The organism is Nostoc sp. (genome assembly GCF_054880495.1).
This window is the reverse complement of record NZ_JBTYKD010000368.1, coordinates 18,217-34,016: the sequence shown is the minus strand read 5'-3', so window position 1 is coordinate 34,016 and position 15,800 is coordinate 18,217. Positions and strand designations below refer to the sequence as shown.

Annotated in this window: 11 protein-coding genes and 1 pseudogene; 4 read left to right on the top strand and 8 right to left on the bottom strand. The window is 41.4% G+C overall.

What is annotated here, in order from left to right; all coding sequences use genetic code 11:
• Positions 1-429 precede the first annotated feature (429 nt).
• Genes ACYTXL_RS31030 through ACYTXL_RS31015 form a run of 4 tightly spaced genes read left to right on the top strand, consistent with a single transcriptional unit; the run spans position 430 to position 5,482 of the window.
• Positions 430-1,704 (top strand): DUF4331 domain-containing protein, encoded by a 1,275-nt coding sequence (locus ACYTXL_RS31030; protein ID WP_461927978.1) that lies wholly within the window; start codon positions 430-432, stop codon positions 1,702-1,704.
• A 5-nt stretch (positions 1,705-1,709) separates the two neighbouring features.
• A complete protein-coding gene (locus ACYTXL_RS31025) occupies positions 1,710-3,122 on the top strand; it encodes a tetratricopeptide repeat protein (protein WP_461927977.1) in 1,413 nt (470 codons plus the stop codon).
• Positions 3,119-4,672, top strand: coding sequence for a nickel/cobalt transporter (locus tag ACYTXL_RS31020; protein ID WP_461927976.1), 1,554 nt, complete (start codon positions 3,119-3,121; stop codon positions 4,670-4,672). The genes ACYTXL_RS31025 and ACYTXL_RS31020 overlap by 4 nt, the downstream gene beginning before the upstream one ends.
• A 57-nt stretch (positions 4,673-4,729) precedes the next feature.
• On the top strand, positions 4,730-5,482 hold the full coding sequence (locus tag ACYTXL_RS31015; protein WP_461927975.1) for a hypothetical protein: 753 nt from the start codon (positions 4,730-4,732) through the stop codon (positions 5,480-5,482).
• 326 nt (positions 5,483-5,808) lie between these two features.
• On the opposite strand, the gene ACYTXL_RS31010 is transcribed toward ACYTXL_RS31015, so the two are convergent.
• The 8 genes and pseudogenes from ACYTXL_RS31010 to ACYTXL_RS30975 all read right to left on the bottom strand — a co-directional run bounded on the left by ACYTXL_RS31010 (position 5,809) and on the right by ACYTXL_RS30975 (position 15,784).
• On the bottom strand, positions 5,809-7,983 hold the full coding sequence (locus tag ACYTXL_RS31010) for an AAA family ATPase (protein ID WP_461927974.1): 2,175 nt from the start codon (positions 7,981-7,983) through the stop codon (positions 5,809-5,811).
• Positions 7,984-8,580: 597 nt separating this feature from the next.
• Positions 8,581-9,042, bottom strand: a pseudogene (locus tag ACYTXL_RS31005) (HNH endonuclease); the annotation flags it as partial.
• Between the two features lie 135 nt (positions 9,043-9,177).
• Positions 9,178-10,317: an ISH3 family transposase gene (locus ACYTXL_RS31000; protein ID WP_461927973.1), complete on the bottom strand. Its 1,140-nt coding sequence runs from the start codon at positions 10,315-10,317 to the stop codon at positions 9,178-9,180.
• 448 nt (positions 10,318-10,765) lie between these two features.
• Positions 10,766-11,902 (bottom strand): aminotransferase class I/II-fold pyridoxal phosphate-dependent enzyme, encoded by a 1,137-nt coding sequence (locus ACYTXL_RS30995; RefSeq protein WP_461927972.1) that lies wholly within the window; start codon positions 11,900-11,902, stop codon positions 10,766-10,768.
• A gap of 244 nt (positions 11,903-12,146) precedes the next feature.
• On the bottom strand, positions 12,147-13,124 hold the full coding sequence (locus tag ACYTXL_RS30990) for an arginase family protein (protein WP_461927971.1): 978 nt from the start codon (positions 13,122-13,124) through the stop codon (positions 12,147-12,149).
• 94 nt (positions 13,125-13,218) lie between these two features.
• Positions 13,219-14,634 carry a GNAT family N-acetyltransferase gene (locus ACYTXL_RS30985; RefSeq protein WP_461927970.1) on the bottom strand — a complete coding sequence of 472 codons (1,416 nt, stop codon included), beginning with the start codon at positions 14,632-14,634 and terminating at the stop codon, positions 13,219-13,221.
• A 93-nt stretch (positions 14,635-14,727) separates the two neighbouring features.
• Positions 14,728-15,018, bottom strand: a complete 291-nt coding sequence (locus tag ACYTXL_RS30980) for a chorismate mutase (RefSeq protein WP_334875982.1) — start codon at positions 15,016-15,018, stop codon at positions 14,728-14,730.
• Between the two features lie 106 nt (positions 15,019-15,124).
• Positions 15,125-15,784, bottom strand: coding sequence for a cupin domain-containing protein (locus tag ACYTXL_RS30975; protein ID WP_461927969.1), 660 nt, complete (start codon positions 15,782-15,784; stop codon positions 15,125-15,127).
• Between the last annotated feature and the right edge of the window lie 16 nt (positions 15,785-15,800).

Sequence of the window (15,800 nt, the reverse complement as noted above, 5' to 3'; positions counted from 1 at the left end):
AAATAAGGATACGGATTTAAGATGTTTCCAGGAACTAAAACCTTGGTTTTTAGGCTTTATAGAATGAGCCTTCTGAGTTTCGCACCGGGAACTAGACTAGGCAGTAAGAAAAGACTCAGCAACACTGAGTTGAAAAGAAACAGACTTCAGATATGAAAATCTACGAAGCACTGCCTCTACTAAATAGCGGCGGGTCGAACAACATACCTGGAATCCAGAAAAATGTATTATAACCGTAATCTAAACATTACGAAATCTGGAAATTATAAAAGTGAGCAATAAATGAGCAAGTTTTAGTCTGGAAAGTGAGTACTAAGAGCAAATAAGCTGTGAAGCGCTTCGGTAATATCCGCAGTCTTTTTTGAAATCCAAATAAACTTGCTATTTCCACACCAACAGTAGGGGCTAAACACCTCAAGAAGGGCAACTATGAGAATAAATGCTCGGAGTATCACCTCTTTTATAGCAACTGAAGGCAGGTTACTCATAGAGAAAGCAGTCCAAAATATGGTATTTCTTTCCATCAAGCGATCGCTATATTGGACTAAAGCTACTCGTTTTTTTCGTCCCATAGTGGCATTTGTCGCTATTTTGCTCGTAGTCCTAATCTATGCAACCCCTAAAGCTTTGGCTTCAGACCACCAAGACACAACTTTTTTAGCCACTAAGCTGACTGCTGCGGATCTCACAGATTTGTTTGTGTTTGAGAGTCCCACAGACCCCAAAAATGTTGTCTTAGTCATGGATTTCGACCCTCTCATTGTTTCTGGTGAAATGAGACCATTCGATCCAAATGTTCTTTATCAGTTCAAGATTGATAACACTGGCGACAGTATTGAAGATGTGGTACTTCAATTCAATGTAAATGGCAAAGACGATAAGCAAACTGTTACAGTCCGCGGCCCAAGTCGTCCAACCACAGTAGGAACAGAGTCAGCTTTGCTTCCAGTAAGTTGGACAGGGCAACTCAACCAAACATTCTCTGCATATAACGGCATGAAGTTCTTTGTTGGCACACGCAAAGACCCGTTCTTTTTCGATTTGGAACAGTTCTTTAAAATCATCCCGGATCGGAACTATAGCCTTCAGCCTAATCCCAGTCCTCCCTTCCAAGTTCTTTCCTTTAGACCACCTGGACAAGCAAAAGACACTCTGGCCCCATTCAATGTCCACTCAATTATTGTCGAGCTACCCAGGAAACTGCTTGGTAAAGGCAAGATTGGTGCTTGGATGACAACTAGTGTTAAAACTCCTAGACTCACAAACGGGAATTTTGCTCAGATTGAGCGGTTAGCAGTTCCAGCCCTGAATGAACTTTTTATGGACTTTAAGGCTCATAATAATAGTAATCTTCAGACACCAACTAAAGACGCTAGCAATCAATCCCAATTCATTCAAGCCTTTGTCAAAGCGATCGGTAGACCTCAAGGTATAGCCGATGCAGTGATCTCAGTGGCGATTCCTGATGTGATCCAAGCCGACCTTTCTAAACCTAGCGGTAGTTATTTTGGGACTCAGTTAGGCAAAAATTTTGGTGGTAGAAGACCAAAAGATGACGTAATTGATGTGACTGCATCTGTTGTCTTTGGTAATGCAGTTACAGGCATTTCTACAGGCCAAATTCCGGGGCTGACTAGCGATAATGTTGCGCCTAATAATGCTAACTTTCTTTCTGAGTTCCCTTATTTAGGTAATCCTTTGTAAGGTTTATGCATCTACAAATACTATGGGTGTTAGTGCTGACTAGCCTACTGGTTTTACTAAGACCCTGTGATACACAAGCGCTAAGTTTAGGCTACACCGATGGTAAGTTAGACACATATTCCTCTGCTGTGCAACTGCTGACTGTTAATTCTAGGCAGATATTACCAGGAAAGCAGTCAGATTTAGTTTTCCCCGATTATTTACAGCGATCGCATATTATCAGCGTCTATGAGGAGAAAGTTGCCCAATCTCCCGATTCCTCAATATTTTTACGTCTGTTAGCCGATCAATATTTGAGGCGCTTTCGAGAAATTGGAGATATAGACGATGTGTTACGAGCAGAACAAGCGGCACGTAGATCCCTGGCAATACAGCCGCGCCATAATGACGTTTCTTCCATGCTCCTAGCATCAGCTTTACTATCTCAACATCAGTTTCGGTCAGCTTTAGATGTATTAAATAATTCATCTGTTGATAATCCCAATATTGTCTCGCTTAGGGCATCCATTCAGATGGAGTTGGGTGACTATGAAACAACTCATCAACTCTTGCAAAACCTTGCACAGGAGGAATCGAACTCTGGTCATAACGCAGTTTTAGCTCGTTACTTAGAGTTAACTGGCAATCTCGCCTCGGCACGGCAACTGCTAGATGAGGCTATGCAGGAGATGGACTCTTTCTACACGACGAGCGCAGAAACTCGTGCTTGGTTTCATGTGCGGACTGGGGATCTGGCTTTTGCAGCCGGCGATTTTGCCCTGTCTGAGCAGCGATATCGGGAAGCTTTTGACCTGTTTCCCCGGCATATAGCTGCTTTTACAGGACTAGCCCGCCTCTATGCGGCACAGCATCGATGGCAGGATGTTCTAAATATTGCCAATCAGGGTATAGAACTGATGCCGTTGGTAGAAACGCTGGGGTATAAGGCTGATGCTCAAATAGCTCTTCTCGACCAAAAAGGCGCAGCTGAAACTGAGGATTTGATCGGCGTAGTAGCTTACCTGAGCAAGGTTAAAGGAATCTACGATCGCGCAATGGCTGTCTACTACACTGAACATGGAATCCACTTACCAGAGGCGCTAAAAATTGCCCGTGCTGAAGTAGCAGTGCGAGACGATGTATATGCAGAGGATACGTTGGCTTGGGCAGCTGCGGCTAATGGGCAATGGCAAGAAGCGCAAAGGGCAGCACAACGGGCAACTCGCTTTGGAACAGAAGATGCTTTGCTGCAATTTCATGCTGGCATGATTGCGTTTCACTCAGGTAAGCGTCAGGAAGCAATAAAGCGATTAACTCAAGCTGTTAGCCTCAATCCTCAATTTCATCACAAGTATGCTGATGAAGCTCGTCAAGTCTTGGCTAACTTAGTACCCTCTGTCTCTTTTCCTACTCCTAACGCTATAGGGAGTTCTTTATGAAAAAGCTGCTACATTACTTGGCTTGGAATACTGCAATCATCGTAATATGTTTATTTTGGATGCCGGAGGCGGATGCCCATCCTTTAGGCAATTTTACCATCAATCACTATGCAGGAGTGCAGGTAGCAACCGATGGGGTGGGGATTGATTATGTTCTAGACATGGCAGAGATTCCGGCTTTTCAGGAAATTAATCACTTAGATACTAATCGCGATCGCAAAGCTGAACCTGTAGAGACGGTTCAATACCCTAATCAAAAATGCCAGGAAGTCAACTCACATCTGGAACTGTTGATCGATAAACAGCCTTTAGCACTGTCTTTGAGCAAATCAACAGTCGAATTTCCTCCAGGTGTCGGAGGATTATCTACACTGCGGCTGAGTTGTAATTTTCAGGGGTCAACGGAGTTATTAGGCGCGAATCAGTTAATCGAGTTTGAAGATCAGTTTTATCCACAGCGTTTGGGCTGGCGTGAGATTACTGTGGCTGCAAATGGCGTTCTCATTCAAGGTGATTTCACATCTTTGAGTATTACCAACCGTTTGAGAGATTACCCCACTGAATTACTCAGCAGTCCTCTCGACCAACGTCGGATTTCTTTTAAACTCAATTCGTCTCTGACATTGAGCGAACAAGCGCCTCCAATGTCTGTTAAATCATCCAGCCGTTTAGATAATGCTTTGACAGGAAGAAGCAACGATGTATTTACTAGCCTAATTACCGAGGAAAATCATAGTTTCCTGACTATCCTAATAGCTCTAGCGATCGCCTTTTTATGGGGTGGTTTACACGCCCTCTCCCCTGGTCATGGAAAAACGATAGTCGGTGCTTATTTGGTGGGTTCCCGTAGTAATGCCCAACACGCCCTATTCCTGGGGCTAATTATGACGATTACCCATACTGCTGGCATATTTGCGCTAGGACTGGTCACTCTTGGCACATCCCAGTTTATCTTGACAGAGCAATTGTACCCTTGGTTAAGCGTACTCTCTGGTGTACTGGTAACTGTAATTGGTCTGAATTTGTTTATCAGTCGATTGCAAGGGACTCAGGTTTCTCATTCACATGACCATGTACATAGTCATCAACACAGCCACGGCTTGCATCATCACCAGACGCTCGATAGCGAAGCGTTAGCGACGTTAGGAGCGTCTGACTCGCTACCGCTTCGCTATCACCATCACCACAACCATGAGCATTCGCATCTACCGCCTCATGGTGATATAAGTTCCATGAAGTGGTCTAGCCTATTAGCTCTGGGAATTTCCGGTGGCTTGTTACCTTGTCCTTCAGCCTTAGTAGTGTTGCTGAGTGCGATCGCAATGGGGCGAGTTGGCTTTGGATTAGCGCTAGTATCTGCCTTTAGCTTAGGTCTAGCAGCAGTACTAACTGGAATTGGCTTAATACTGGTTTATGCCAAAGATCGATTTGAACATTTGTCATTCCAAATACCCAGGATAAAAATGTTACCTGTGGCAAGCGCCTTATGTATCACCATAATTGGCTTAGGCATTACTTCACAGGCTTTACTCGCTCATCCGTGGAACTAAATGAAAGTGTTCAGACAAACATCACTCAGTTTTGTAAAAATAACCTTGAACAACTATATGTCAGAAGCAATTAAAGAATCCATCGTCTCAGAAAACAATCTATCTCATCACTCTACCAAGCTTTCACAAACAGCCAATCTTAAGAGTTTGAGTAAGTGTTCATTTAATTTTTGGCAAGAATCGCTAAGACGTTCAATCCCTATTGCTTCTGCTGCGATGCCTGCTTTGGGCGTAGCCATCGCTCTATCTGTAAGTATTATCCTCCCATCTCAAGCATCCACCATTTCATATTCAGGTAACACAACAAACGCACCAACTTTTAACCGCCCAGAAACGGAAGGCTTTGAAGGTGGTACTAACCCACCCACGTCACTTTCTAGTAATGGTACTGCCGTCCCTTATTACAGTCAGCCTTTCTCTGTTAATACTACAGGCTCATATAATGTTGTAGGTTCTCAAGATTTCCAGGGCATCCAATTCTTGTACCAGAACAGCTTTAACTCAGCTACCCCATTAGTTAATTTACTCAATGGAAATGATCCTTTTCCAGATGAAGGCACATCTGGTTTTAGTGGCTTGAGCTTAACTGCTAATAATCAATACTTTTTAGTTACTACTGGATTTGACAATAGCAATAACAGTTTTGGTACTTTTACCAATACCATCACAGGGCCTGGCAATATTACACTCGGTAGCAGTGCGGTAAATGTCCCAGAACCTTCTTCAATCGCCAGCACAATAGCCTTTGGTATTTTTGGTAGCAGCTTCATACTAAAGCGCAAACTGAGAAAGCTAAAATCTGTCAACTAAGTTCTTAATGAATCACTCTAGATTTATCACTTAACGGGCGATCGCCCGTTAAGGACTTAATATAAACTTCCAAAACTGACAATAGTCAAAGATAGTCACTGGACATTTAATTCATTGCTAATTGTATGTGATAAGTTTGTCAGTCAATGTTATTTTGAGGAAAATATGAAACGATTTGTCTTCATCTCTTTAATAACTGCTTTGTGCATAATAGGCTATTTTGAATTTAGCTTGTCACAGGCTGAAACACTTTTTTGGCTCAATCTAAGTCTGTGATATTATCCCTAATAAAATCATTTCGCACTAAGATTCGTAATTTTAGCTGATTAGCTAATTTCTCTTTGCCATAAAATATCTGCAACTCTCGTCATCCCAGCTTTAAGATGGCGGCGATAGGTACTGAAAGGCAAATCTAGTAACTCAGCTGCTTGTTCTTGGGTGGGGGCAGGATTTAAATAAGTTCGATAAACAGCGCGGTAGAGTTTTTCATCACGCGGTGATGATTGTAAATATTCAACCGCTTGTTTCACCAGATTTTGTAAAGCATTAACGCGTTCGCCTAATGTGTCCAAAGGATTCTCGTCCACACTTGATTTTGTGGCAACTTGTTCCTTAACTAAGCCAGAAAGCATTTCATGGACGCTTCGCGATCGCATTAAGGGATTATTCTGTAATACATCGGGACAACTAAAGTTACGTAACGCATTCTGTACCGCCTCCACAAATTCTGGCTGACTAAGAACTAACAGAGGTTCACCGACTGGAGTATTATCTACAGATTCTCCGGCAGTTGTAACCTCTTTTCGTGCCAAAATTTCCTTCCATGCGGCAGGTGATACAATTCGCCAGTCATGCCCATAAACACCATAGTGTCTTCCCTCAACTGTAAAATCGGTTTCAGAAAGTCGTGTTAAGTCGAAGTAGTTCAACATTGCTGTCCAACTATCTGCTTGGGCACAAGGTAGGAAGGTGTATGCTAACCCCGGTGTTTTCTGAAAATACTGCACAAAATTAATGAAAATTAGACTTTGGGTGGGGGAAACAGCTTGATAGGTGTCCCGCGCCATCCAGAAGCGGAAAATAGTTGCGCCTTCGCTAGGGCGTAATGGTGCATGGGTTTGGAGATATTGCCAAGATGCAAGAGCGCCGGGATCTGCACTCAAGTCTTCAACAGTTGCTGTGTGCAATGCCACCATCATGGCAAATCCCGCAGGTTTAGAGTGCAAGTCACGAAATACTACTACATTCTGCGGTTGGCGGTTCAACCAGCGATCTGCTATTTTTGCTGATTCTTCGCCTTCGTATTCTGCCACCATCCCCAGCAGTGCAGTTTTGTCAGTTTCCCGTAGTGAGTCTGTCAATAAACTACTTTGCTCACCCCAGGTAAAACAGGATCGAATCGCCGAGTTATCCCGATGCAAAAAAATATAATCAAGTAGCACTCGATGCTTTTCTTGCCCTTGGGTTTGTCCTAGTCGTTTAGTATAATATTGACGCGCTCGGTGGTGTAATTCCGTGTAAAATTCCGAATTACGCCAACGCAAGTCAGCAATTAAAACTTCGCGTGCTAAATCGTGGGGAAATAAACCCAATTGCCCTGATTCGATAAACGACAGTCCGCGCAACCACTCAAATAAATCGTGAACATCAAGTATTTCCCCTAAAGAGTGAGCCTCACTAGCTAAAGTATTTTGAGGCACAGCCAATATTTGATTTAGTGCGGCTTCAGTAGTCAGCCGGATCACCGCACAAGCTTCTAAAGCTATACGGTGTTGGGGCGTTGGTACTTCTTTGATGAATCTTGACAACAGTGTTTTAACAACATTGGGAGCAGATTCTGCTTGAAAAGAGATTTCTTTTCCCTGAGCAAATACCTCAGCAACCAAAGATAATGCTAGAGGATGTCCGTGGGTAAAATCTAGAATCGCCTGGTGTTGTGTGGTGGGAATATCTCGTGTGGTGAGATAAGTTTGACTTTCTTCTGGGGTCAGGTTGCGTAGGGGCAACGTGTGCATTAAAGCTTGCCAACCTGGATCGCTACACCAACTAGATGAGGGGGGATTGCGTCCAGCAATCACAATTAAGGTATTAATAGACAAATGGGGTAAGAATCCTTCCCGCAACCATTCATCTAGCTGGGTAATAGCTTCATAAGTATCAATTAAAATTACATTACGTTCTTGTCTTTGGGCTAGCACATGCAAAGGAGAATCTGATTCATTCAATCCCATCAACGAACGCAACGTGCTAACAAAAGATTCGGGCGCAGCTTCTATATTACGTCCTTCTACGTAGATAGTTGATATTTTTGACCGTTCACAAAACCGCAAAAACTGCTGCATGAGGGTTGTCTTGCCCACACCGCCAGCGCCAAAGACGTGCAAAATGTGAAAAGGTAATTCTCTTGATGCGATCGCATCAAGAAATAGCTCCAGTTCCCGCTCACGTCCCACGAATTTGCGATTTCGTTCTGCACTTAGTCGCTGTAATAGAGATGTCATTGGCATCCCTTCCTCAAATTTTACGTAGGATTACTGTTTTAAAGTATGAAGGATGTTTTTGATTTCTAAAATCTACTTTGACAAAATTTATAAATTTTACATCCAAGCTTAAAGGCGCAATACTAGCGAACCAGTACTAAGTTACCTTGTTACCTTGTTAGGTAGCATTGGTTTGACTCCCCAATTGCGACTGGTACAACCGAGTAAAAGTATTGCAAGGTCGCACCTAAAAGAAACGTTTGTGCAACAATACTTTACACTTTGACACTTTAGGCATTTCTTACCTTTTTCTTTCTTCTAGACTAGGCAGAATAAGGTTCGGATCAGCCCACAGACTAAAGAATTCCACAAATTTAGTCAAACGTGTAATCGGCAATTGAAACTGGCTCTACAAGAGCCATGAGGCATTGGCTCTTGTAACAATTTTCTCGTGAACGCAGACACGCATCTATGAACTTGCGCCTGCTTCCGCTACAGCAACCCCTACATCTGGCTTGGACTCCTTCATCTTGGTTGAGTCGATGGGGAGTATTATCTCCCGCACCTCTCAGTTAGATCCGTGCGTACCCGTTTCCGTGTACACGGCTCCCGATGTTCTCAGCTTGCGCTTTTGCTCATGTGTTTGTAATCGTGGCAACTCTCATGAATTGCTTCAAGATTATTTTTCTTCCAGTTGGCGTGATTTCCGTCGATGTGATGCAGGTGAACCCTTTCCTCATCGATAAATTTTAAGCCGCAGGAAGCACATCTATGGTTTTGCTTTTTAAGAGCCTTAGAGGTTTCGCCCTCGTAGAGCTTACTATTACGTTCGCTCCAGTAGGCTATATCTCCGTCGTAAGGTGATTTTGTTCCCTTGACAGAAATGTGTTTATTTTCGGAGTAGGGAACCGTTGGGAATGCTTTCTTTATGAGCTTTTCGCTCGAATGGCGATTCTGTTTTGCTTCCTTGTTAAATACCGTGTAGGCTCTGTGGTGCATGAACCAAAGCGAATGCTTTGAGCCGTTCATCTTACAGAACTTGTGGTAATTTCTCCAGCCTCTTACTATCGGAGCTAATTTCAGTAGACCGAAAAGTTCTGCGATCGCTAAAAAATAGTAGTGTATGATACCATTTTTAGAAGAATGGAAAAAAGCTGCTCCGTAGCGATAAATGATAAGATGGGCTTATTGACTAGCGAGAAGAATCAACCAAAGTCACCCAGATGGTAAACAAATTTCGCAGGCTACCCCATAGTTGCGGTCTACTGTTTGACGTAAAAATTCCAGCATTTGTTTGAGGGTAAATAGATGAGGAAAAACCTGCCGTCTGCTTCTCTTTAAACGGCTAAGATAATGCCATATTAGATAAATCCAAATATTAATAATTAAAAATGATAAAGCTACAAATAGAAGCCGAATGGTAGGATTTTTAATGGTTGTTTTAATCCGGCATTGATTTTTCATACGATAGCTACTTTCAATCCCAAAACGAAGACGGTAGTCATCATGTATTGAATGTAATGACAGATTAACTTTATAAACAGCGTAAATAAAAAATTCCCTTCCATTTTCTCTTCTTTTTCCTTTTTTATATGTACAAACTATCCACACATTAAAAGTGACTGAGCCATACTTATCGCTGTTTAAAGTATAACTAGTCTTGTAACTACGCCGACCTCTAATCAATTGTCTAGTTCCGCCATGTTTGCCTCGAATAATTACTGGCATTTCAAAGGGGATCTCCAAAGCTTGCAACCAACGAATCACAGGCACACAGAAGAACTCTCTATCTAAAAGTAATCGCTCAATTTTTAATGTCAAAGGCTCAATTAGTGCTAAAAGATAAGTAATAATTGCAACTAATGTGTCTTGTTGTTGAACAGCTTTTATGGCTAAAGTGACTCGCTTATTCTTCTTAATTACATAGACAGTAGCGTAGGCATAGAAAGAACAAGTACCACTTTTAGCTTGACTTCGATAAATATATGGTGCTTCTGATGGTGATGGCTCACCATAATAAGGAATCAAGTTAAAATCGATGGCAATTTTTTGTTGACCTTCTCGGATTCCATCTGGTAAGCGGCTTTGAAGTGCTGTATTTAAGTCTGATTCTAGAGATTTTAGGTCTGAATATTTCTCTAAATGGTAACGAATATCGTTGCTTGTCGGAACATTTTTTAAGACTTTGGTTGTGTTTTCAATACTATCTTTCTGAGTTGCTGCTCGAATTAAAATTTCAAAGATATTCTTCTGTTCACACTTACCTTGAGTCTGAATTGGAATATTTTCTGTTAAACAGTTAACTACTTCGTTCAACGTTTTACTATCAGTTAGAACTGGGGTAGTTGTAGTCATAGCCAAACTAAATAATCCTCAATTTTGCTTCTTTACCTCCATACTTTACAAAAATTGCGTAACACAACACCAGAACTATGTTTTGATGGGCACGTTACCCTTAACTTTTGAGGTGATTCATTAGTTTTACTTATTTAGACTCGCTCAAGGGTTTTTCCAGAAAGTGTATCTAAGAATACGGTTTTTTTGGCAATGATCAATACTATAGGTATCTTTCTGTGCGCGATGGCTACGCCCGCCGCAGGCATCGCAAAAGTTTTCGGTCTACTGAAACTGTACCCGTTGTCAAAATTTGAATTTGGAATTGCTGGAACAACTACCCCTTAACTCTACAGCCTCACCCTTTTCGATCTAAAAAAACCCTCGCCACCGTCCAGAAAGACATTTCCCGGATGCCAAACAAATAATTGTGAAATGTGAGCGAAATTTGTGTATTCATTGCGTTTCCTTAAGAGTAACTACTCTCCTTTGCATATCTGTTCACATATGTTTCAAATCTTTCTAAGGCTTCAGGGAAATTTTTTCTTCCAAACCCAATCCGAAATGTATTGCCTTCTATATCAAAAATAGAACCTGGAATAATAAGAACACCTGTGTTATCTAGCAACTCTTGAGCAAATATGTCTATTGGTGTTGCTATATTAAAAGTAACTAATCCTACGCATCCACCAGAAGGACGTACCCAAGAAAAGCGAGTGTAATTGTCACCGAAAAAATTATCGAGAATGGATAGATTATTGTCAATAATTTCACAATTCCTTTTGAGGACTATATCTTTTGCACGAAGTGCGATGAGAGAAACCACTTCTGAAAGCCCACTATTACAAATGCTTGTATAGTGCTTTGTAAACTCAATTGACTTGAGTAGTTCCTTGTTCTGTGTTGCTATCCAGCCTATGCGAAGTCCAGCCATACCAAAGGCTTTACTCATAACACTTAAACTAATTGCTTTTGGATATAAAGAAGCAACAGGAGCATCCCAGGTCAAAGAAGACCTTCCCAACAATCGATATACCTCATCAGAAAAAATGTATATATCATGACTTGATGTAATATCGATCAAATTTTTGACTTCATCTTTATTAAGTAATGCTCCAGTAGGATTGTTTGGAAAGTTGAAAATTATTAGTGTTGTGTTTGGTCTAATTGCATCTTTGACTTTATCAAGGTCGAGCTTCCAGCCTTGAGCTTCGTCAAGTGCAATTGTCGTAACGCTTCCTGCAAATGATAGAGCTAATGTATGGAGGGATTGATAGCAAGGAGTAACAACTATAGCATGGGTTTCTTTATTAAGTACTGACAAAAAGGTACAAAATATCGCTTCTTCTCCACCTGCAAAGCACAATATATTATCTGCCTGTAACCCCGGGTAGAGGTGTGCAATCTCATTTCTTAAAAGAGGACTACCTTGAACTTCAGTATACCCTAATCGCAATGTTTCCCATATACTCCTTGTTTCATCATCAGCCAATGCTAAAATTTCTTGTAAAGAAAAACTTTCAGCATCGCTAGAACCCATAAGATAAGAAGCTTTAAACTCTGAGTGAGAAAAATAGTCTTCAAGTTTAAATGTAGGAAATTTCATAATACTAAACAACGTAATTTTTGATAAATGTGTAGTCAAAGCTTATTCAAAAAACACAATGCAGTGGTGGGGAAACAAACATTTGCTCTGAGTGCAAACTCACTATCAGATAAATACTAGAAATGATTTCCCACCACCACTTAATGTACTTTAACCTTACATTATCAAGACAAGATAGGTATTATCTGTCTTCCAATGCCTTTCCTAATGAACAATGACCTATTATTTTCTTTGTTATTAGCGCTTACTTTTGCTCACACCCTAACAATCCTGACCCAAATTTATAGGCACATTCTTCTAAAGCATTTAACAGATAGCCTCCCTCTTGCACTAAACAAAGTGGCATAGATGCTTGGGCAAGAATTTGACCAATTTCCTCAAAAATAGAAGGTGGCAGATGCCAACCTCCATGAGGATCATTGATAATAATGTCATAGCCAACAGAAACAACCATAGCCACGCAACCAAAATCTAATGACTTTTTAACTAGCCGCTCAACTTCAGTTAAAAATTCTTCTGAACTAGGTGGATGGGAAAAAGAAGTGAAAGTTTGTCGATCGCTAGCAGGTTGAACTTCTTTGTAAGGATAACTAACGATTGTGGAACTGTGAATAGAACCAAACCAAACATCTGGTCGTGATGCTAATAAAGCAGCAGAACCATTGCCAAAATGAAAGTCAATATCGATCAGTCCTACTGGTCTGATCCCAGATTCCAGAAGAGTAACTACAGCAGCAACTGCATTATTCAAAAAACAATATCCTCCTAACCAGGCAGAACCAGCATGGTGTCCGGGAGGTCTGCACAAAGCATAGGACAAGGAAGCGCCATTGACAACTTGCTGTGCTGCTGAAATTGCAGTTCTAGCCCCTTCGCGAGACAAGTCGTAGACTCCCTCAAATAGAGGAGTATCTGGCTGAATTCCCTGGTCAACATAAGGATACTCAAACAGTAGCTGCTCTCCTACTAACGCTCGATTCCAATGAGCTAAAAATGCAAGATAATCCTGATGATGAATTTGTTGGAGAATGCTATCAAGGTAGCGATCGCTAACCTCTGCTGTTGAAAAATGAGATTGAGGAAGTCTCTTTAGACCTTTCATAATACACTGGCTGCGTTCTTCAATTTCTCTGCCAGCTGTATTCCCCTCAGAAGTAACAATGATTGGAGATGCTCCTTGCATTTCTCTTTGCAAGCTCACCTCTAGGGAAAAATGACTCATGCAATCACCTTCTACAGACGTATATTTGTAGTTGTCATGTCGTTCCTTACTACTTTAATTAACCTTCACGGGTTAAATTATCATCACAAATAGCCTATTCCAGCATCTTCCGCATCCGCGGGCCAAAATCATGAAAGTTGCTCTTTTGATAAAAATGGTAAGTGTTAGAAAAGCTAGGGAATTCATGGGTTGGTAAACAAACTTCTATCCGAGAAAGTCCTTGTTGACGACTGTAGGATTCAACAGCTTGAATGAGCTTGTCACCTATATTTTGACTTCGATGGTCTGGATGAACCCATAATTCCTGAATTAGTATATAGGAACTCGCCACATGAATCGTTTCTTGCACACTTAAAGTAATCAAACCGAGAATAGAATGATTGTCCCCTTGTGGATTTGTCACAAAAATAGCACCAGGATATTTTCCTTCAATCAAACGCTGACAAACATCTGCTGCCGCGGCAGGAAGTTGAAATTCTGGAATACCTCTTATTTCTGCTAACAAAGAACTGATGCCTGCAATTATGCCGGGAATGTCAGTTAACTCAGCAGAACGAATCTGGTATGCTTGTCGAGCAACAGGCTTGGGCGTAGATTTTTCTAAAACCGAACCTGTCAGCCAACGAGATGCGATTTCATCTTCTGGGTTGTCAAGCATTTTTTGGAAACGCTCTTGAAGCAGTTGGGTGATAGGCCCCGGAAATTGGCTACTGAGAACCTGTCCACCCACCGCCGCTACAGGACGAATCTGGTGATATGTTCCAGTCACAAATATTTCATCAGCTACCATTAAGTCTCCCAGAGGCAGGGGTACTTCTTTTACAGGGATACTCAACGTATTCGCAAACTCAATCACCAACCGTCTTGTGACTCCATCAATACTCTGAGGAAGAATAGGAGTATACAAAATAGAGTCTTTGACGATAAAAATATTTGCTCCTGTCATCTCGCAGACGGTTCCATCTGGATTTAACATGAGATTACCGTCAAATCCTTGTTGTTTGGCATTGCGATCGGCAGCAGCTTCGACAGCGTAAAAGCCACTAATTTTAGCCCTAGACAGCGTAGAACCGGCTGAGGGACGACGGATATGACTAATCCCTAAAGTCAGTGGTGGTAAAAATCCTGAACTGTCAGAGCGCCAAGCCATAACCAGTGCAGCCGAAGGGAATGGGGAAGGATCTAACGCTAAACAATTTCCGTTTGGATACACTAGCAAACGCACATATCCCTGTTGTAAATTGTTCTGATTTATGGTTTGCCATAACGCTTTGGTAATTTCTTCGGGTTCTCTAGGGGATAGTCCCAAAGATAACATTGACAATCTTAATCGGTTGAGATGTAAATCTAATCCCAATATCTTTGAGCCATTGGAAGTGGAGTAAACTCGAAATGCTTCAAAGGCAGCAGTTCCGAAATTGACAGCATGGTTATCTGCTGGCAAACATGCAAGCTCAGTTGGCACGATACGTCCATTGAGGTAAGTCCAAGAGCAAAATTCTAAAGCCATATAGCAATCCTCAATTAGTTGTGAAAAATTATACTTAACGATCGGCTGGTCTAAATTAACGTAGATACTATACTCATGGGTTTTGCTGAAAAATTAGTGGTGTTGAGGTTGCGCTTCTATAATCTCATCTTCCATACGGCAGGTTTCCTGAATGATGAGGCTGTACACTGCAACCATAAACTCTCCATCTAGGCCATGCTGCATCCCCAGTTCCCGACGACGTTGTTTCACTGCTTCCACTCGATCCGGTTGCATCATGGGAATGCCTTGTTGCTTCTTAAAGTTAGCCACCCGTTTACAAATTTCAAATCGCTTGGCTAATGCCTCAACAATCTGAGAATCCACGGCATCAATTTCTTGTCTAAAACCTTCTAATCCGCTCATGGTTTCCACTACCATTTTCACTAATTACTTGTTACTGATCATCAAATTAAGCGATCGCCTAATTTTTTCCACTTTACATCTCTTTAGAGACAGCCTCTTACCCTCTTCAAGCAACCGAATGGGCATAAGATGGCAGCGAAACTTTAATTAAAGAAATGCTTTGATCTGAAGTGTTATACCCACTATGAGAAACGCCTGCAGGAGCATGATAAATAGTACCATACTCTAGAAGTTTTTCTTCCTCACCTACTTTCATCATTATTTGCTCATTGAGAATAATACCAATTTCCTCTGTGCTACTTGTACATCTGGGCAATTTCTCATTTGGAGGAATTTCCAGAATCACTATCTGAAACCATGAACAAGCACCGAATTTACAAGGAAACCCTGTAGTTTTATCTATCGTCGGCTCTAAGTTGAGGATAGGTTCATCAATATGTTCATTTAATTGAGATTTTATTAGATACTTTATCTCAACTCCTAGAATGGTTTCTTGCGAAAGAATTACAGAACCATGAGGAATATTAGCTGCCGCTACATACACTTGCTGAAATGGCTCTAAAATTGCTTTCTTACCATCGACATTGATTTCCACACAACCATTAAAAATCATACCCATTTGACTTTCAGGATGTTGATGAGGCTCAAAAATTGCTCCTGGCGAGATATTAGCTAATTGAATGACTATTTCTTGACACTGGAAAAGAGTCAATTCTAAGTCTGGGCGAATCTTTATCGTTTGAGGTTCTGGGAAAAATACTGACATTTTTTAATATGATTAC